The following is an 18,796-nucleotide window of genomic DNA, read 5'->3' on the forward strand; positions in this document are numbered from 1 at the left end:
AATGAAAAATAATTTTTTAATTGCCTTTTTTGCATTGTCATTCCTTATTTTTTGTGGTTGTAACAATGAAGTTGAAATTCCGAAATTAGTGTGTACACAACCTGATTTAAAAATAAATCAGACCGTTCAAAAAGTAAAAGATCTTTCAGGATCAGTTCCCAAATTATATAGTTACGATGATATAATTGAGGCTTATGTTGTGTCGAGCGATGAAGGAGGAAATTTTTTTAAGGCAATTTCTTTTCAAACACTTGCAACGGACAAAATACCGGCAATAGGATTTAGTATTCCGGTTGATGTTTCAAATACTTACATTGATTTTCGTGTGGGTAACAAAGTGTATATAAAACTTAAAAATCAATTTACAGATTTGTATTTTGAAGGAATACGAATTGGGAGTTTGTATGTAAGTAATGCCGGCGATCCAACAATTGGAAGGGTTTCTCAAAATGATTATAAAAATGTTCTGAATGCCTCATGTACAGTAATTGATGAAAACGAATTGGTTGAATCCATTTCTATAGAAGAAGCATTAAATGATGCAAGGCTTAATACTTTGGTAGAATTAAACGATGTGCAATTTACCGAAGCAGCAATTGGACGTCATTATTTTGAAGAATCAAACAATGTTGGAGGCTCTACAAACTGGAATCTACGTGATAAAACCGGTAACCAAATAATTTTCAGAACAAGCAGTTACGCCAGTTTTGCAGATAACTTTATACCAGAAGGAAGTGGCAAAGTCAGAGGTGTTTTAACAAAATTTGGAACTGATTACCAATTGATGATCAGATCCGAAAAAGATCTGGTAATGACCGGAAAAAGAACAGTTCCGTTTTTTGCAGAAGATTTTCAATCTGTAAAAAACAATGTGAATTTTGCACTTCCGGGTTGGAGTAATATTGTAGAGAAAGCTTCAAAATTATGGAAAAGTATGTTATATGCCGGAAATGGATATGCTGAATTTAATACAACAAGTACAACAGCTGCAGAAAATATAGCGTGGCTTGTTACCCCAAAAATCAATTTAACAACGTATAAAAATGCGGTGTTTTCTTTTAGAAGTGCACAACATGATCTTAAAGTTGATTCTCCGCTAAACTCTTTAGAAGTTTATATCTCCAGTAATTTTGACGGCTCAAGTGTTACAAAAGCAAAATGGACAAAACTACAAGCAAATTTACCTTCACTTTCAACTCCCACAAGAAAGTTTATAAGCTCCGGCGGAATAGATTTATCGGCATATTCAGGAAACGTGCATATCGCATTTAAATATATTGGTTCCGGTAAAGACAAAACATTAAATGGCGCTTTTATGGTGGACGATGTTAAAATTTTTGGCGAAAAGTAATGGTTTCAATTTTTAAAAATGAAATTAAAGTGCTGATTTTTAGGTGATAATTTAATAGTGAATTGTTTTTAAGATTTAAACTGTTAAAATTTAATTGAATTTTGTATTTTGGTCACCCCAAATAGATACAAAATATGAAAACCTACTTTATTGCCATCATGATGATGGTTTTTCCATGCTTGTTGCACAGTCAGGATCAAAATGCGCCTGTTAGATTAAAACAAATCAACATTGTAAAAACAAATTACCAGAACTCAAAAGATGGTGAAATTGTAAATAAATCAGTTGTTTTTAAAGACGGAAAAATACAAACTATTACTACATCGGATGTTGTGCAGCATTTTTTCTACAATACAAAAGGATTGTTAGACATGACTGTAAAAGATAAGATAGGCAGCGACTGGAAAGAAGTTGTGAACTATACTTATGATGCGGATAATAACATTACAAAATTTGTCAAAAAATATCAGGAAGGTAATGACTATATTACTAAAACAGTAACTTTTGGATACGAAGGAGCAAGAGTAAAAGTAATTACTAAAAAGAGTACAAATCACCAGAATTTAGTTGATGATATTGAATATATTGTTGAAAATGGTACAATTGTAAGACGTACTTCGCGAGATAAAAACAAAGCAATTATTGGTAAAATCGAATACGTTTACGTTAATGACAATGTGATAAAACACAAAGGCCTTGTTGGAGATAAAATTTCTAAAACATATACTTTTGATGATAAAAAATCTGTAGATCAACTAATTGTTCAAAGCTTATTTGGTGATAATTATAAGATAATTGTACCAATGATTTCTTACCATGAAGAAGAGTTTAGTTTTGAAGCAATCTCTTATAATAACGAAATGAACTTCAGCCCATCATCTACAGTTTTAGTTGGCGTAAGCAGAAAATTCAAATACAACAAATTAAACTATCCTATTTCTTGTTCTCAAATCGAGGAAAACGGAATTGTAAAAACAGAAAAGACTTTTATTTACGAATAAAAGTCATCTTTTTAGGCACTTGAAACCATTTAAAAATTAAGTTTTGCGAGATTAAACACTAACAATTCATAATTTCTAAATGGTTTATTTTTTTATCGCAAATACTAATTTTTCTAAATAGAACTTAAAAAAGAAATTCTATAAGTGTTAGTACCTTACAAATCATTAAATTTGCACCTTATTCAAAGCTATGATAGAAAAAGAAATTATAAATTTTGAGAGAACAGCCATTGTTGGTATTGTAACTCAAAATCAAAGTGAAGAAAAACTTAACGAATATCTTGATGAATTAGAGTTTTTGACTTTTACCGCTGGAGGTGAAGTTATAAAACGCTTTTCTCAAAAAATGGAACGCCCAAATCCTAAGACTTTTGTTGGAACAGGGAAAATTGAAGAAATCAATCTTTTTGTAAAAGAAAACGACATATCGACTTTAGTTTTTGATGATGAATTATCACCATCTCAGCAAAAAAATATATCTAAAATTATAGATTGTAAAATCTTAGACAGAACGCACCTTATTCTGGATATTTTTGCTCAAAGAGCCGAAACATCTTATGCAAGAACGCAGGTAGAATTAGCACAATGTCAGTATTTATTACCTAGACTTTCTGGTATGTGGACTCACCTTGAACGTCAAAAAGGTGGTATTGGAATGCGTGGGCCCGGAGAAACTGAAATTGAAACAGACAGACGTATTGTTCGTGACCGAATTGCATTATTAAAAGAGAAGATAAAAACTATCGACAAACAAATGGGCGTGCAGCGCAGTAATCGTGGCGCAATGGTTCGTGTGGCGCTTGTAGGATATACAAATGTTGGGAAATCGACATTGATGAATGCAGTTGGTAAAAGTGATGTTTTTGTTGAAAATAAATTATTCGCAACTCTTGATACAACAGTTAGAAAAGTGGTGATTAAAAACCTGCCTTTCTTACTTTCAGATACTGTAGGTTTTATTAGAAAATTGCCAACACAATTAGTAGATTCTTTTAAAAGTACGCTTGATGAGGTTCGTGAGGCCGATTTGCTATTGCATGTTGTAGATATTTCACATCCTGAATTTGAAGATCATATCGAGTCCGTAAATAAAACCTTGTTAGAAATCAAAAGTAATGATAAACCAACTATTATGGTTTTTAATAAAATTGATGCCTACAAACATTTGACTATTGATGAAGATGATTTGATCACCGAAAAAACAAGAAAACATTACACGCTTGAGGAATGGAAACAAACCTGGATGAGCAATGTTGGACAAAGTAAAGCATTGTTTATTTCGGCTACACAAAAAGAAAATTTTGAGGAATTTAGAGAAGTAGTTTACGAAGCAGTTCGTCAGATTCATATCACCAGATTTCCTTACAATAAGTTTTTGTATCCGGATTATAAAGATGCAATCGAGAAAGAAGACGAAGACGACCAAGATGAGGAATAAATAAAATTTTTACCGCAAATAGCGCTAAGATTTTTACCTGACATATACATAGAAAACACAAAGTTCGCAAAGCTAAATCAATACAAAGCTTTGCGAACTTTTTTTATAAAACCAACTTAAAAAAAACTTTGCGCTCTTTGCGGTAATTTTTTTAAAGATGCTTTAGATTAAAATCCAAAATTAACTCCTAAACCAAAAACTTCTCTGGTTTGAAAACCTTGAAAAGCATTGTCATCATAAATCGCCTGAAAGGATAAATTAGCAGATAAAAACTTATTTACTTTCATGATAATATTCAGCGAGTAATTGATATCTACATTTTGTGGATCTTCTAAATAATTAGAATAAAGATTCAAAGTGTTTTCGGCAGTTACGTTGGTCATAATAGCTAATTTGTAGTATACAGAAGCATAGAAACCTAATTCATAACGCATCGTTTTGTTGGAATCTACCCCAAAATAATCTCCATCAACATATGGTAAACCGGTCGCCTGATCGATTCCTGATGTATAAGCACCATCAACAAAAGTAAACTTTGAAGTTAAAGGAGCAAAATTTATTTTTAAATTATCTTCTTTAGTCCAATAAATACCGGGACCAGTAGTAAGATAGCCCGGAGACATAAATTGTGTATTTTCGGTTCTGATTTCTTTGCCGTTTGCATCTTTTCCATACAAATAGCCTGTTGAAAATTGAGTTCTGAAATTCAGAAAATAAGAATAATACCATTGACCAAAAGCTTTTTTTCCTACAATTGAATTGAATTCCAGACGGTCATCAGTCTTTTTTTCGTAGTCAGCATTTTTAGTTTGTAAAAGTCCGTAAGAAGCTAAAACTTTATTGTCCCAGGTAATATCGTCTTTTTTATAGTTGAAATCATAATTGATTCCTAAAGTTCCTGAAAAACTATCTTCACCACCGGCAATCCAATTGTTGAAACTCGATTGATTTAGTAAAAGAGAAACGGTTCCTTTTGCTTTCCAGCCTTCACCTTCAATAGTATCGTTTATTTTCTTTACTGCTTTTTCAGTATTCTGAATTAATTCCTTTTCTGAATTTTGGGCTTGAACAAAAGTTAAGTTCGCTAAAATAAAAAGTAATAACGTTAGCTTTCTCATCGTATATAGTTTAAATGTGTAATAACAAATATACTAAAAACCGTTATAAGGATAGGGTTTATTGGCTCTAAAAGAAAGTTATTTCTTAGCTTCTTTATATAAAGGTACTGCTGAACAAGCTTCTCCGTACATAATACTTCTTGCAAAAGGCTGCAAATAAGTAGCGGCTAAAATATAGGCTCGCGTAGGAACTGGCTTTTTTGAGCAACCTTTAATAATGACAGGTTTACCCTTATATTCCGAATAGTCAAGATTGCTTAAAAGTTCTTCATATAATGACGCATCTAAATCTTCGATAGTTCCGTTGACTATCTTTTTTGCATAAGGCGCCAATTGAATTGCGACTAAAATCGAAGACCAAGCCGGAACAATAGCATCTGTACTACAATTAACAGCCACATATTGATCTTGATATTGCGACCAATCGTGGTTTTTGAGATGTTCTCTAAAATCTTTTTCTTTTAATAGAAAACCTTCTAAAAGCCATTGCGAAATGTCAATTTGCACACGCACTCCCTTTGGATAATAATCCTCAAGATCAAAAACTTCTAAGGCACTGTTGGCAACTTTGTTGATGATTTCTTCCATATGAAAAGTTAGTTTCAAGTTTCAGGTTTCAAATTATTGGAACGTGAAACCTGAAACTTGAAACAAATTTTTTTAAAGCATTCCTAATTCTAATTTTGCTTCTTCGCTCATTAAATCTTTACTCCAAGGCGGATCGAAAGTAATCTCAACATCAACATCTTTTATGTGTTCGATTGTTTTTACTTTTTCTTCTACTTCTCGTGGTAAACTTTCCGCAACCGGACAGTTTGGGGATGTTAATGTCATCAGGATTTTTACTTCATAATCAGTATTAACCATTACGTCATAAATTAATCCTAACTCGTAAATATCTACAGGAATCTCCGGATCATAAATGCTTTTTAAAACTTTTACAATTGATTCTCCTAATTCGTTTGTGTCTATTTCTTGTTCCATTTTGTGTTTTTGTGTTTTTGTTTTTAACCATATAAGTTATATAAGTTCATTTAATGGATTGCCTATATTCCCTTTACCAGGCAAATTAATTCATTTAAATTTTGACTTATAATTTCTTAAATTACTAATATGATTTAAATTTTATTTAGTTTTAATCTTTCAGCCATCGATATAATTCGTTGACATATGTTTTTTGACCTTCGTGATAAATATTTGTGACGTTGAAATTTATCATTAATCCTATTGGTGATTTTAAAAGCTTCATATAAGACATTAGCTTGGCAATATGAATTGGTACAATTTTATCCACAGCTTTTAATTCCAGTACTAAGCAATTTTCTATAAACAAATCGCATCTTAAATCAGATTCTAATTCCAAGCCTTTGTACTCAACCGGAATTACCAATTCAGATTTAAAATTAATCCCTCTTAAAGATAACTCTCTGATCATACATTGATGATAAATAGTTTCTAAAAGCCCGACTCCAATATTTTTATGAACTTCAATTGCTGCTCCATTAACATGATATATTAAATCCGTCAAATACTTTTTTGTAATCATGCTTTTTTTAGCAATAATACAAATAAAAAAGAAAGACAAAACTTACGTAAAGTCTTTTTTTTACCATCAGTAATATAAGTTCATTTAAATGTTGCGGACAACTTTACAACAGGCTTATATTTTCTTATATAACTTATATGGTTTAATATATTTAATTCTTATTTTTTGCGTCAAATGCCAAAGCGTACATTTTGATGTTTTTAATCATCGACACTAATCCGTTTGCACGAGTTGCAGACAAATGTTCTTTTAATCCAATGTCGTCAATAAATTGAGTATCGGCATTTATAATATCTTCTGCTTTTTGATTAGAGAAAGCACGGATTAAAATGGCAATAATTCCTTTAGTTAAAATCGCATCACTATCAGCAGTAAATACAATTTTATCGTCATTTTGTTCGCCTTGTAACCAAACTTTAGATTGACAGCCTTTGATTAAATTCTCTTCTGTTTTGTATTCTTCTTTGATTAACGGAAGACTTTTTCCCAATTCGATGATGTATTCATAACGTTGCATCCAATCGTCGAACATCGAAAATTCGTCTATTATTTCGTTTTGTATTTCTTTTATTGTCATAATTATTCTTTCGTAAAACCAACAAGTAAATTTACTAATTTTTCTATTTCCTTTGGAGGATAACCATTGTCGAAACCTTGAGTTTCATATGTTTTCTGATTCTGAATTACCTTTAAATTTCCAATTGCAGCACCGTCATAAAAACGCTTTTCTGTTGGTCCTTTTAAAGTTGGAATCTTCTCAATATTAATTTTCGCAAATTCAGCTTCAATCTGTTTCCATTTTTCATCGCTTATTTTGGTTTTAACCGGTTCAGTATTTTTGCCATTAATAACAGAAACAGTTTTATTTTCAACAATTATCTTTTTGTAAAAACCACGAGAAACCGCAGAATATTCCATTTGTGTTGATGTCATATCGTTTGCTTTTTGGCTTGAACAGCTCGTTCCAATAAAAATTGTCAGAAGTAATAAAGATAATATTCTCATAATTTGTTTTTTAGCTTAACATAGTTTTTGCCTTCTTAACCGCTTCAACCATTACGTCAATTTCCTCTATTGTATTATAGAAAGAAAATGAAGCACGAATAGTTCCGGGAATACAGAAAAAGGTCATAATAGGCTGAGCACAATGATGCCCCGTTCTAACTGCAATTCCTAATTTATCAATAATTGAACCGATGTCGTAAGGATGAATTCCATCAATATTAAACGAAACTACCGAAGCTTTATTTTTTCCGGTTCCGTAAATTTTCAATCCTTCAATTTCTAATAAACGTTTTGTAGCGTATTCTAATAGTTTTTCTTCCTGCTTTTGGATGTTGTGAAAACCAATATTGTTTAAATAATCCACAGCAGTTCCTAAAACAATTCCGCCTGCGATATTTGGAGTTCCGGCTTCAAATTTATGAGGAAGATCAGCATAAGTAGTTTTCTCGAAAGTAACCTCCTTAATCATTTCTCCACCACCCTGATAAGGCGGAAGTTTATTTAACCAATCTTCTTTTCCGTATAAAATTCCGGTTCCGGTTGGACCACACATTTTGTGTCCTGAAAAAGCATAAAAATCACAATCTAAATCCTGAACATCCGGTTTTAAATGCGGAACAGCTTGTGCACCGTCAATTAAAACTGCAGCGCCAACAGCGTGTGCTTTTTCAATGATATATTTAATAGGATTGATGATTCCTAAAGCGTTCGAAATATGATTTACGGTTACAACTTTGGTTTTTTCTGAAAGTAAAGCTTCAAAAGATTCTAAAATCAATTCGCCATCTTCATTTATCGGAATAACTCTTAAAATTGCGCCTGTTTTTTCGCATAACATTTGCCATGGCACAATATTACTATGATGCTCTAAAGCCGAAACAATTATTTCGTCACCAGGTTTTAAAATAGATGCAAAACCGTTAGTTACTAAATTGATTCCGTGGGTTGTTCCCGAAGTAAAAAGGACTTCGTGAGAAAACTTAGCATTAATATGATGTTGGATTTTGACCCTTGAAATTTCGTATGCATCAGTTGCTAATTGACTTAAAGTATGAACGCCACGATGAATATTGGCATTTATTTCCTGATAATATTTCGCTTCAGCGTCGATCACAATTTGTGGTTTTTGTGAGGTTGCTCCGTTATCGAAATATACAAGTGGTTTTCCGTTTACTTTTTCCGAAAGTATCGGAAATTCAGCTCTTATTTTTTGGATGTCTAACATGTCTTATTTAGAAAAATTCTATTTACAAAAGTACTAAAACTAAATTGGTTTACCCATCAAAACTATAATTTCCTTTTATGATGCTATCATTGTAAGGTTTAAATATTGATTCTGCAAAATTAATTGTGTTTTCTAAATTATGTTGAATTCGAAATATGAATTAGATGTTAAAATGTTGATTATAAATTATTTATATTGCAGTAAAAATATATTGTAAAGAATATGAAAAAAATCATCAAATTACTTTCGCTTGTTGTACTAATTGTAGTTTTTTATTTCGGATTTACTACTTATCCAAAGCTTGAATTAATTTCCGGCTTTTCGGCCAAAAGTATTGCTTCGGGACATTTTTTAGATCATCGATCAAAAGAATTAATTGAAAAAACAGATAATGATATTAAGTTGATGGATTTAGCATCCAATACAATTGATGAAGCCGGAAAATTTGCAACGTCTTCAGTTTATGGTTTAAAAGAAAGAAAAGCGATTTATCGTGAAGGTTTAGGCGCAACTTTAATCGATGATGATTACGATATTTCTAAATCATATTTGCTTCCAAAACGAACTAAATTGGTGAATAACTTACCTTTTCCCTATGGCAATAAGGAACCAAAAGACACCTTGTTTCCCAATGTTGATTATGCGAAATTAAAAAAAGCAGTTGATGATTCATTCGATAAAAATGGAGGAAAAGCAAAACGTACACGCGCGGTTGTAGTTTTATATAAAGACAAATTAATTGCTGAACAATATGATACTGGTTTTAATATAAACAGTAAAATATTAGGCTGGTCGATGACAAAAAGTATCACAAATTCTGCTTTTGGAGTTTTATCAAAACAAGGAAAAATTGATATTTATAAACCTGCACCAATCGCAGAATGGAAAAATGATGATCGTAAAATTATCACGATAAATGATTTACTTCATATGAATTCCGGTTTAGAATGGGAGGAGAATTACAGTAAAATTTGTGATGCTACAATAATGCTTTTTCAATCTGGAGATATGGCAAAAATACAACGTGAAAAGCCGGCAGAATTCAAACCAAATACACATTGGAATTATTCCTCCGGAACATCAAATTTATTGTCGGGGATTTTAAAAAGCCAGTTTAAAACCCAGCAAGAATATCTTGATTTTTGGTACAGTGCTGTGATCGATAAAATTGGAATGAACTCAATGATTGTCGAACAAGATATGGCAGGAACTTTTGTAGGTTCGTCTTATGCTTGGGCAACAGCTCGGGATTGGTCAAAATTTGGATTATTATACTTGCATAAAGGAAACTGGAACGGAGAACAAATTCTGGACGAAAGCTGGGTAAAATATTCTGCTACACCTACAAATACTTCTAAAGGAGCTTATGGCGCGCAATTTTGGTTAAACGCCGGAGGGAAATTTCCGGATGTCCCTCGTGATATGTTTTATTGCAGTGGATACCAAGGACAAATGGTAGCAATTATTCCGTCGTTAGATATTGTGATTGTTAGAATGGGATTGAAAGAAGAAGATCAGGGCTTTGATTTTAATGGGTTTTTGAAGGGGATAATTTCTTCGGTAAAAAAATAGTATAGATACAGAAAACCCGACAGTTTTTAAAACTGTCGGGTTTGAATGAATGTGTTTAAATAGAATTCTACAAATCAAATCCTAAATTCACGCCCAATTTCATGGCAATAATTTTAGTGATTCTTTGTTTTAATTCTGGTATTTTGATGCTTTCGATAACGGCATTTGAAAATGCGTACATCAATAAAGCTTTAGCTTCTTTTTTAGGGATTCCGCGTGATTGCATGTAGAACATTGCAGTTTCATCTAATTGCCCAATAGTACAACCGTGAGAACATTTTACATCGTCAGCAAAAATTTCTAATTGTGGTTTTGCGTTGATTGTCGCTTTGTCACTCAATAAAATATTATTACTTTTCTGGAAAGCATTTGTTTTTTGAGCTTCTCTTTCAACCAATACTTTTCCGTTGAAAACTCCTGTTGAGCGATCAGAGAAAATTCCTTTATAATCCTGGAAACTTTCACAGTTTGGCGTTGAATGTTTTACCAAAGTATAATGGTCAACGTGTTGTTTGTCACTTAGAATAGTAATTCCGTTAAGCGTACTTGTTAATCTTTCACCATAATGATAAAAGTTTAAGTTGTTACGCGTCAGGTTTCCTCCAAATGAGAATGTATGTACAGAAGCGTGACTTTCTTGTTGTTGAGAAACATAAGTGTTGTCAACTAAATTAGCTTCGCTATTGTCATTTTGAATTTTGTAATAATCAATAATGGCACGTTTTTGAGCAAAAATTTCTGTAACCGAATTGGTTAAAACCGGATTTTCGTTCAAACTCTGGTGACGCTCGATAATTTGCACATGTGAATTCTCTCCCACAATAACTAAATTTCTAGGCTGAACCATTAATGCAGCTTCGTTTCCTGTTGAGAAATACATGATTTCGATAGGTTTATCTGCTACTTTTTTCTTCGGAATATTGATAAAAGCGCCTTCACTTGCAAATGCAGTATTCAACGTAGTCAAACTTTCGTCTTTGCTTGCAATTTGATTGAAGTAGGTATCAATAACCATTTTATATTTTGGTTTTGTCAATGCCGATGACATCAAACAAACGTCGATTCCGTCATGCGTTGTAGAAGACAAATGCGAACTAAAAACACCATCTATAAATACTAATTTATAAGTGTCGATTTCGTGTAAAAAGTATTTTTTTACGTGATTAAATTCGATTGCATTCTCTGCTTTTGGAAAAACCGTAAAGTCATTTTTTAAGATGGCATTTAGCGATGTATATTTCCAAGCTTCTTCTTTTTTGGTTGGGAAACCTTTATTTTCAAAGTTTTTTAAGGCATTGGTGCGAATATCATGTAAATCTGAATGTACATCGACACGCTCTTCAAAAGCCATAAAAGACGATACTAATTTTTCTTTTAAATCCATTTTCTTGTTTAGTCTTAAAGTCGAAAGTCGAAAGTCAAAAGACTTAAGATTGCCGACTATTTTTATCAAATTTCAAAACGTATGTCTAAAGTAAAAACTTTGCGACTTTTAACTTTATGACTTTTGACTTAAGTATTTAATGAAACCACTTAATAATTTCGATATTTCTGTTACCGATTCTAAAAGCATTTCAAATTCTTCTTTAATAATATATTCTAAATCAAATGCCAAATATAATTGAGACCGAACTTCTCCTGCTGATGCTTTTGCTACATATAAAAAGTAAATGAACTCCTTGTCTGTATTTCTCTCAAAACCTTCTGCTATATTTGATGATATAGAAATTGATGCTCGTCTAATTTGTCTAACGAAATCAAAGTCTTTTTTGAAATTAGGATTTTCAGTAATTAGATATATTCTTTTGTTGAAGATTCTCGATTTTTTCCAAGAATTAATTTCTTCGAAAGAATTAAACTTACTCATAATTTTCTTTTGACTTTAAGACTTGCGACTTTAGACTATTTTAATTCTCCGCTTTAATCCAGTCGTATCCTTTTTCTTCCAATTCGTAAGCCAGTTCTTTTCCGCCAGATTTTACGATTCTTCCGTTGTAAAGAACGTGAACGAAATCAGGAACAATATAATCTAACAAACGTTGGTAGTGTGTGATAACGATAATCGCGTTTTTCTCGCTTTTCAATTTGTTAACTCCATTAGCAACAATTCTTAAAGCATCGATGTCAAGACCAGAATCGGTTTCGTCAAGGATTGCTAATTTAGGTTCTAACATTGCCATTTGAAAAATCTCGTTTCTTTTTTTCTCACCACCAGAAAAACCTTCGTTTAACGAACGGGATAAAAATTTACGATCAATTTCTAATAATTCGGATTTCTCACGAATTACTTTTAGCATTTCGTTTGCAGGCATTTCGGACTGACCGTTTGCTTTACGAGTTTCATTGATTGCAGTTTTCATGAAGTTCGTAACACTTACTCCGGGAATTTCTACAGGATATTGAAACGAAAGGAAAACTCCTTTGTGCGCTCTTTCTTCCGGAGCTAAATCAGCAAGATCTTCTCCGTCAAGGAAAACAGCTCCATCAGTAACTTCGTAGTTTTCGTTTCCGGCAATAACAGCCGAAAGTGTACTTTTTCCAGAACCGTTTGGCCCCATGATAGCGTGTACTTCGCCAGCTTTAACTTCTATATTAATTCCTTTTAGGATTTCTTTATCACCAATTGAGGCGTGAAGGTTTTTTATTGATAACATTGTTTTTTTTATTTTATATAAATGTCAATTCTATTTTTGTTGTTTGGTTTAGGATGTTGGCATTAAAATGCGCGTGTCCTAAATATTCCATGCCTAAATAATCGGCTGTTTTTTTGAACGGAATGTAAAAACTATCTTCAATTTCATTATCGTGTGAATTTGATATCACACCAATTTTCTTTCCTCTAAGTTTTCGTCCGGTTTCTTTTTCAATTCGGATTAAATCCGAAAAACGATCAAAGAAAACCTTCATAATTCCACTCATATTATACCAATATATTGGCGTTGCAAAAATTAAAGTATCGTACTTTTCGAGTATTCCTTTTATCAAAGGCAAAAAATCGTCTTCTGTATTTTTGCTTTCGTAATCATAATGAGAAATATTATAATCACTTAAATTAATTATCTCTATTCCGGTTTCTTTAGAAATTTCATCCACAATTTTTGTTGTGTTTCCGTTTTTTCTGGCTGAACCTAAAATGATTACTTTTTTGTTTTCCATTAATGCTTATTCGTAATGTCCTTTTAAGGAAATAAATTATTTCCATAATTTATCTATATCTTCAATAGTCATTTTAATTCCTTTTCCATCTTTTATGCTTTGCTCAGCATCCAAAATTTCTTTTACAAACTCAGGATTGTATGGCTTATCTTGAACTTCAATTTCACAATTAAGACGTTTTGCTAATGCTTTTAAAAGAGGTAAATCTTTTTTCTTAACATTTTTCAGTACTAAATCCATATTTTATTTTTTGTTCAAACCAGCAACTTGAAACTTTAAACTTGAAACAAATTTTAACCTACAGATCCTTCTAAAGAAATCTCTAATAATTTTTGAGCTTCAACAGCAAATTCCATTGGTAGTTTGTTCAATACATCTTTACTAAAACCGTTTACAATTAAGGCAATCGCTTTTTCAGTTGGTATACCTCTTTGGTTGCAATAAAAAACCTGATCTTCTCCAATTTTACTTGTAGTTGCCTCGTGTTCTATTTTAGCCGATGGATTTTTACTTTCGATATAAGGGAAAGTATGCGCTCCGCAATTGTTTCCCATTAAAAGAGAATCACATTGCGAAAAGTTTCTTGCATTATCAGCTCTTGGGCTAATTTGCACTAATCCACGGTAACTATTTTGTGATTTACCAGCCGAGATACCTTTAGAAATAATAGTCGATTTAGTATTTTTTCCTAAATGGATCATTTTAGTTCCCGTATCTGCTTGTTGGTAATTATTTGTAACGGCGATTGAATAAAATTCTCCTACCGAGTTATCTCCTTTTAAGATACATGAAGGATATTTCCATGTTACAGCAGAACCAGTTTCTACTTGTGTCCATGAAATTTTAGCATTTGTTTCGCATATACCTCTTTTAGTAACGAAGTTGTAAACTCCACCTTTTCCTTCTTTGTTTCCAGGGAACCAGTTTTGAACGGTTGAATATTTAATTTCGGCATCATCTAAAGCGATTAATTCAACTACAGCGGCGTGCAATTGATTTTCGTCACGACTTGGAGCCGTACAACCTTCAAGGTATGAAACATAACTTCCTGCATCAGCAATAACAAGAGTTCTTTCAAATTGTCCGGTTCCTGCCTGATTGATTCTGAAATAAGTTGAAAGTTCCATTGGGCAACGAACGCCTTTTGGAATATAACAGAAACTTCCGTCAGAGAAAACAGCTGAGTTTAATGCTGCATAAAAGTTATCTTTTTGAGGAACAACGCTTCCTAAATATTTACGAACTAATTCCGGATGTTCTTTTATAGCTTCGGAAATTGGACAAAAAATAATTCCTTTTTCTCCTAATGTTTTTTTGAATGTAGTAGCCACAGAAACAGAATCGACAACAATATCCATAGCGACATTGTTCATCATTTTTTGTTCATCGACAGAAATACCTAACTTTTTGTACATTTCTAAAAGTTCAGGATCTACATCATCCAAAGTTTTGCTTGGATCTACTTGTTTTGGAGCTGAATAATAAGAGATTGCCTGAAAATCCGGTTTTACATAATGAACATTTGCCCATTCCGGTTCGATCATTTCCTTCCAGGCACGAAAAGCTTCAATACGCCAGTCAGTCATCCATTGCGGCTCTTCTTTTTTAAGAGAAATAGCCCTTACGATATCTTCGTTTAAGCCAATAGGAAACGTTTCCGATTCGATATCAGTATAAAATCCGTATTCGTATTCTTTAGTTTCGAGTTCGATTTTTAAATCGTCTTCAGTATATTTTGACATTTTTTAGTTTTTTAAAACGCTTAAGAAATTAGGTTTCTTAAGCGTTTAAATTTTGCTTTTAGACTTTTATTTATAGCGAAAATGATTCTCCGCAACCACAAGTTCTGCTTGCATTTGGATTATTAAACACAAAACCTTTTCCGTTTAATCCGCCCGAGAATTCAAGTATTGTTCCGGCTAAATATAGAAAGGATTTTTTTTCAACTGCAATTGTTATGTCGTTGTCTACAAATATTTTATCGTCGTCGCCTTTAGTTTTGTCAAATTTTAAATCATATGACAAACCGGAGCATCCGCCACTTTTAACGCCTACTCTTACATAGTCGATAGCGGCATCAAAACCATCATCTTTCATCAAGTCGATGATTTTCTTTTTGGCTGTATCAGAAACTTTTATCATTGTTTATGGTATTTGTTTTTTTCTTTCATTTGAATTTGCTTTTAAATGGTAATCCAATTATTACAATTAAATCGCTGTGTTTCAATGTTGAAATAAAATTATCTGCAAATATACGACTTAAAAACCTTTTTCCATAACGCTTCACATTATTATAACAAATGTTAAAATAGATATTTGTTATAATAATAAAATCATGAGGTTTATTTACTTTAAGGCTCGGAGTGAGATTGGAAACGATTAGAATAAACGAATTTATTAATATTAAGAAAGAGTTTTTAAAGGAAATTTTTAGCATAAGGAAATTGGATTTCCTAGCTTTGTTTCCATATTAGAAATTTATTCTCATGAAATTATACCCAATAGAATCCGGAAATTTTAAGTTAGATGGCGGTGCGATGTTTGGCGTTGTGCCCAAAACAATCTGGAACAAAACAAATCCTGCAGATGCCAATAACTTGATTGATATTGCCGCTCGTTGTTTGCTTATTGAAGATGGAAATCGTTTGATTTTGATAGATACCGGAATGGGGAATAAGCAATCAGAGAAATTCTTTGGTTATTACTCGCTTTGGGGATCTCATTCGATAGATAAATCATTAGCAAAATATGGTTTTCTCCGAGATGATATTACTGATGTTTTTATGACGCATTTGCATTTTGACCATTGTGGAGGAAGTGTGCAATGGAACTCTGACCAAACTTTTTATGAGCCGGCATTTAAAAATGCTAAATTCTGGACAAATGAAAACCATTGGGAATGGGCAACAAAACCAAATCCTCGTGAAAAAGCCTCTTTTTTATCAGAAAATATTCTGCCAATGCAGGAGAGCGGACAATTGAATTTTATAAAACGTCCGGAAACTGATTTTGGCTTTTCTGACGAAATGAATTTCGGAATTTATTATGTTGATGGTCATACCGAGAAACAGATGATTCCGCATATTCAATATCAGGATAAAACCATAGTTTTTTGTGCTGATTTATTGGCCACCGCAGGACATATTCCGTTGCCTTATGTTATGGGTTATGATACGCGACCTTTATTAACGATGCCAGAAAAATCAAAATTTTTGAACGCCGCCGCAGATAATAATCACTATTTGTTTTTAGAACATGATGCACACAATCAAATTATAACAGTAGAACATACAGAAAAAGGAGTAAGATTAAAAGAAGTTTTTACTTGTGAAGATATTCTTTAGACAATATCTTAAACCATAAAAAATCCCATTTTCATTTTATTGAAAATGGGATTTTTTAGTTTATTAAATTTATAATTATTCAATGATAACTTTCTTAGCCGAAGCTGCGTCTTGGTTAATTAAGTATACATAATAAATTCCTTTTGGTAAACCGGATAAGTTTATTGTATTATTGGTATTGCTAGAATTTAGAGTAAATGTTTTTACCAATTGTCCCAATGAATTGTAAACTGTTGCTTTTTCTAAAGTGATGTTGTTAATATTTACTTCTCCTTTAGTTGGATTTGGGTATAAAACGGCTTTGTCAAAAACAGAACTGTTGATGCCCAATGTACAGGTTGTAGAATAGGAAGTTGTGGCATCTTTTTTATCAGACCACGTAGCATTTGAATAATCAACATCGTCAACCAGAATACAAGTTAAGTTAGGGTTATTAGAGAAATTAGTGTATTTTAAATCGATATTAGTATTATTTCCATTTTTTAAATTTAAATATGTTAGTTCGTTGTTATCACAAGTCAATTCATACAGTTTTGAATTGTTAGAAATATCAAGACTTGTTAATTGATTGTTCCCACAATCAAACAATTCTAATTGCGAATTATTTAATACGTTAATTGATTTTAGTTTATTATCGTTACACATAAAATCAGCTAGTAATAAATTATTTGATACATCCAGATTTGTTATTTGATTCACATGACAATATAATCCAGTCAAATTCACATTTTTTTTAACATCTAAACTCGTAATTTGATTATTATAACAATATAAACCATTCAACTTTATGTTTTTTGTAACATCTAAACTTGTTAAATTGTTATTCTGACAATGGATATTTTGAAGAGCAATTGCGTTTGATAGATTAATGCTATTCAAAGAATTATTCAGGCAAAAAAGATCTGTTAAAACCGTATTGACTGATACATCTAAAGTATTTAGGAAGTTGTTTTGGCAATATAAACCAACTAAAAGAGTGTTATTTCGAACATCTATATTTGTTAATTTATTAGAATCACAAATAAGGTTTAATAGAGCGGTATTCTGCGATGTATTTAAAGAAGTTAACTGATTTCCTGTTACAAATAAATTGTTTAATTTTATATTATTTGAAATATCTAAATTTGTTAAGCTATTTTCCTTTGCGATCAAACTCAATAATTCTTTATTTTGAGATACGTCTAATGTTGTTAATTGGTTTTCACTAACGTCTAGTGTAAGCAATTTTGTATTTTGAGAAAGGTCTAATGTTGCTATTTGATTTTTAATTATATATAAATTTTCTAATTCTTTAAATGCTTCAATTCCTGTTAAGTTGGTAATTAAACTACTAGAAAAATCTAAATTGGTTTGTGATGCAATATTTACTGTTAGTACTTTTCCGTCAGCAATTCCTGAATCAATGCCTAAAGCAATCAGTTTATTTTCGAAATTAATATCGGGAATAGACGTGTATTGCGCAACAGGTTCATTGATATCAACAACAGAAACATTATCAAGTAAAATTTCAGAACCTGTAACTCCTGTTGCCCATATATCAACCTCAATATTTTCAGCAACTGTTGATGTATATACCAACTCTAATTTTCGCCATTGCGAGCTGGAAAAAGTTGCATCACTAATTTGAGTAAATTTTTCTTTAAAAGTATTTGGTTGATGATACAAACTTAATTCAACAGAAGAAAGTGTTCCTGAAGCAACCCGGTGATACATTGTAACGCGATATGTTTTGTTTGCCTGTACAGCAAAAGTCTTACTATTTATGAAATTTGTTGATCCGGTAATTCTCAGCTTAGTACTTGAAGATCCATTTTGGGCTGTTGTACTTTGAGAAACAAAACCACTAAAAAAGCGAAACCAGTTATCTGGTTGAGAAGAGGAAGACCAGTCTTCGAAATCTCCATTCGGGACTAAATTGGTTTGGGAATAAATAGAAAAATTTGCTAATAAAAGCAATAAGAGTAGTTTTGTTTTCATAGATTAGTTTTATCATTATGTGAATGCAAGTATACAATTTGTAGATGGCTTTTTTTTACGGTA

General features: G+C 32.0%; 20 protein-coding genes. 5 read left to right on the top strand and 15 right to left on the bottom strand.

From position 1 onward, the window contains the following. The first annotated feature begins 1 nt into the window (after position 1). From ACHZDT_RS07695 to hflX, 3 genes are all read left to right on the top strand, one after another. Positions 2-1,351: a DUF5689 domain-containing protein gene (locus tag ACHZDT_RS07695; protein WP_394774045.1), complete on the top strand. Its 1,350-nt coding sequence runs from the start codon at positions 2-4 to the stop codon at positions 1,349-1,351. 134 nt (positions 1,352-1,485) lie between these two features. Then, positions 1,486-2,352: a hypothetical protein gene (locus tag ACHZDT_RS07700; protein ID WP_394774046.1), complete on the top strand. Its 867-nt coding sequence runs from the start codon at positions 1,486-1,488 to the stop codon at positions 2,350-2,352. A 190-nt stretch (positions 2,353-2,542) separates the two neighbouring features. After that, positions 2,543-3,790 carry a GTPase HflX gene (hflX, locus tag ACHZDT_RS07705; RefSeq protein ID WP_394774047.1) on the top strand — a complete coding sequence of 416 codons (1,248 nt, stop codon included), beginning with the start codon at positions 2,543-2,545 and terminating at the stop codon, positions 3,788-3,790. Positions 3,791-3,957: 167 nt separating this feature from the next. Here hflX and ACHZDT_RS07710 read toward each other — a convergent pair whose 3' ends face one another. From ACHZDT_RS07710 to ACHZDT_RS07740, 7 genes are all read right to left on the bottom strand, one after another. Beyond that, positions 3,958-4,908, bottom strand: coding sequence for a DUF3078 domain-containing protein (locus tag ACHZDT_RS07710; RefSeq protein WP_394774048.1), 951 nt, complete (start codon positions 4,906-4,908; stop codon positions 3,958-3,960). Positions 4,909-4,986: 78 nt separating this feature from the next. Then, complete coding sequence (locus tag ACHZDT_RS07715) at positions 4,987-5,496, bottom strand: DUF2480 family protein (RefSeq protein ID WP_394774071.1); 510 nt, start codon at positions 5,494-5,496, stop codon at positions 4,987-4,989. 72 nt (positions 5,497-5,568) lie between these two features. Further along, positions 5,569-5,892 (bottom strand): SUF system Fe-S cluster assembly protein, encoded by a 324-nt coding sequence (locus ACHZDT_RS07720; RefSeq protein ID WP_042564763.1) that lies wholly within the window; start codon positions 5,890-5,892, stop codon positions 5,569-5,571. 151 nt (positions 5,893-6,043) lie between these two features. Further along, complete coding sequence (locus tag ACHZDT_RS07725) at positions 6,044-6,454, bottom strand: GxxExxY protein (RefSeq protein WP_394774049.1); 411 nt, start codon at positions 6,452-6,454, stop codon at positions 6,044-6,046. Positions 6,455-6,605: 151 nt separating this feature from the next. Continuing rightward, positions 6,606-7,031, bottom strand: a complete 426-nt coding sequence (locus tag ACHZDT_RS07730; RefSeq protein WP_213295920.1) for a SufE family protein — start codon at positions 7,029-7,031, stop codon at positions 6,606-6,608. Between the two features lie 2 nt (positions 7,032-7,033). Further along, positions 7,034-7,459 (bottom strand): hypothetical protein, encoded by a 426-nt coding sequence (locus ACHZDT_RS07735; protein WP_394774050.1) that lies wholly within the window; start codon positions 7,457-7,459, stop codon positions 7,034-7,036. A 10-nt stretch (positions 7,460-7,469) separates the two neighbouring features. Continuing rightward, a complete protein-coding gene (locus ACHZDT_RS07740; protein WP_394774051.1) occupies positions 7,470-8,684 on the bottom strand; it encodes an aminotransferase class V-fold PLP-dependent enzyme in 1,215 nt (404 codons plus the stop codon). Between the two features lie 222 nt (positions 8,685-8,906). Here ACHZDT_RS07740 and ACHZDT_RS07745 point away from each other — a divergent pair, with 222 nt between their 5' ends. Next, positions 8,907-10,256 carry a serine hydrolase domain-containing protein gene (locus tag ACHZDT_RS07745; RefSeq protein ID WP_394774052.1) on the top strand — a complete coding sequence of 450 codons (1,350 nt, stop codon included), beginning with the start codon at positions 8,907-8,909 and terminating at the stop codon, positions 10,254-10,256. 67 nt (positions 10,257-10,323) lie between these two features. On the opposite strand, the gene sufD is transcribed toward ACHZDT_RS07745, so the two are convergent. The 7 genes from sufD to ACHZDT_RS07780 form a co-directional block, all read right to left on the bottom strand. After that, on the bottom strand, positions 10,324-11,640 hold the full coding sequence (gene sufD, locus ACHZDT_RS07750) for a Fe-S cluster assembly protein SufD (RefSeq protein WP_394774053.1): 1,317 nt from the start codon (positions 11,638-11,640) through the stop codon (positions 10,324-10,326). A 114-nt stretch (positions 11,641-11,754) separates the two neighbouring features. Further along, positions 11,755-12,123 carry a four helix bundle protein gene (locus tag ACHZDT_RS07755; RefSeq protein WP_394774054.1) on the bottom strand — a complete coding sequence of 123 codons (369 nt, stop codon included), beginning with the start codon at positions 12,121-12,123 and terminating at the stop codon, positions 11,755-11,757. Positions 12,124-12,163: 40 nt separating this feature from the next. After that, a complete protein-coding gene (sufC, locus tag ACHZDT_RS07760) occupies positions 12,164-12,910 on the bottom strand; it encodes a Fe-S cluster assembly ATPase SufC (protein ID WP_394774055.1) in 747 nt (248 codons plus the stop codon). 13 nt (positions 12,911-12,923) lie between these two features. Beyond that, the gene (locus ACHZDT_RS07765; protein WP_394774056.1) at positions 12,924-13,412 is read right to left on the bottom strand and encodes a flavodoxin family protein; all 489 of its coding nucleotides are present in this window, start codon (positions 13,410-13,412) and stop codon (positions 12,924-12,926) included. Between the two features lie 36 nt (positions 13,413-13,448). Next, positions 13,449-13,652 carry a DUF2683 family protein gene (locus ACHZDT_RS07770; protein ID WP_394774057.1) on the bottom strand — a complete coding sequence of 68 codons (204 nt, stop codon included), beginning with the start codon at positions 13,650-13,652 and terminating at the stop codon, positions 13,449-13,451. 53 nt (positions 13,653-13,705) lie between these two features. After that, positions 13,706-15,154 carry a Fe-S cluster assembly protein SufB gene (gene sufB / locus ACHZDT_RS07775; protein ID WP_394774058.1) on the bottom strand — a complete coding sequence of 483 codons (1,449 nt, stop codon included), beginning with the start codon at positions 15,152-15,154 and terminating at the stop codon, positions 13,706-13,708. Positions 15,155-15,224: 70 nt separating this feature from the next. Beyond that, on the bottom strand, positions 15,225-15,554 hold the full coding sequence (locus tag ACHZDT_RS07780) for an iron-sulfur cluster assembly accessory protein (RefSeq protein WP_089350107.1): 330 nt from the start codon (positions 15,552-15,554) through the stop codon (positions 15,225-15,227). Between the two features lie 344 nt (positions 15,555-15,898). Here ACHZDT_RS07780 and ACHZDT_RS07785 point away from each other — a divergent pair, with 344 nt between their 5' ends. Continuing rightward, entirely contained in the window at positions 15,899-16,756 is an 858-nt protein-coding gene (locus ACHZDT_RS07785) for an MBL fold metallo-hydrolase (protein WP_394774059.1), read from the top strand. A gap of 75 nt (positions 16,757-16,831) precedes the next feature. Here the strand turns inward: ACHZDT_RS07785 and ACHZDT_RS07790 are convergent, their stop codons facing one another. Further along, positions 16,832-18,733: a T9SS type A sorting domain-containing protein gene (locus ACHZDT_RS07790; RefSeq protein WP_394774060.1), complete on the bottom strand. Its 1,902-nt coding sequence runs from the start codon at positions 18,731-18,733 to the stop codon at positions 16,832-16,834. Positions 18,734-18,796: the final 63 nt, after the last annotated feature.

This window comes from Flavobacterium sp. (genome assembly GCF_043722275.1).
GTDB lineage: Bacteria > Bacteroidota > Bacteroidia > Flavobacteriales > Flavobacteriaceae > Flavobacterium.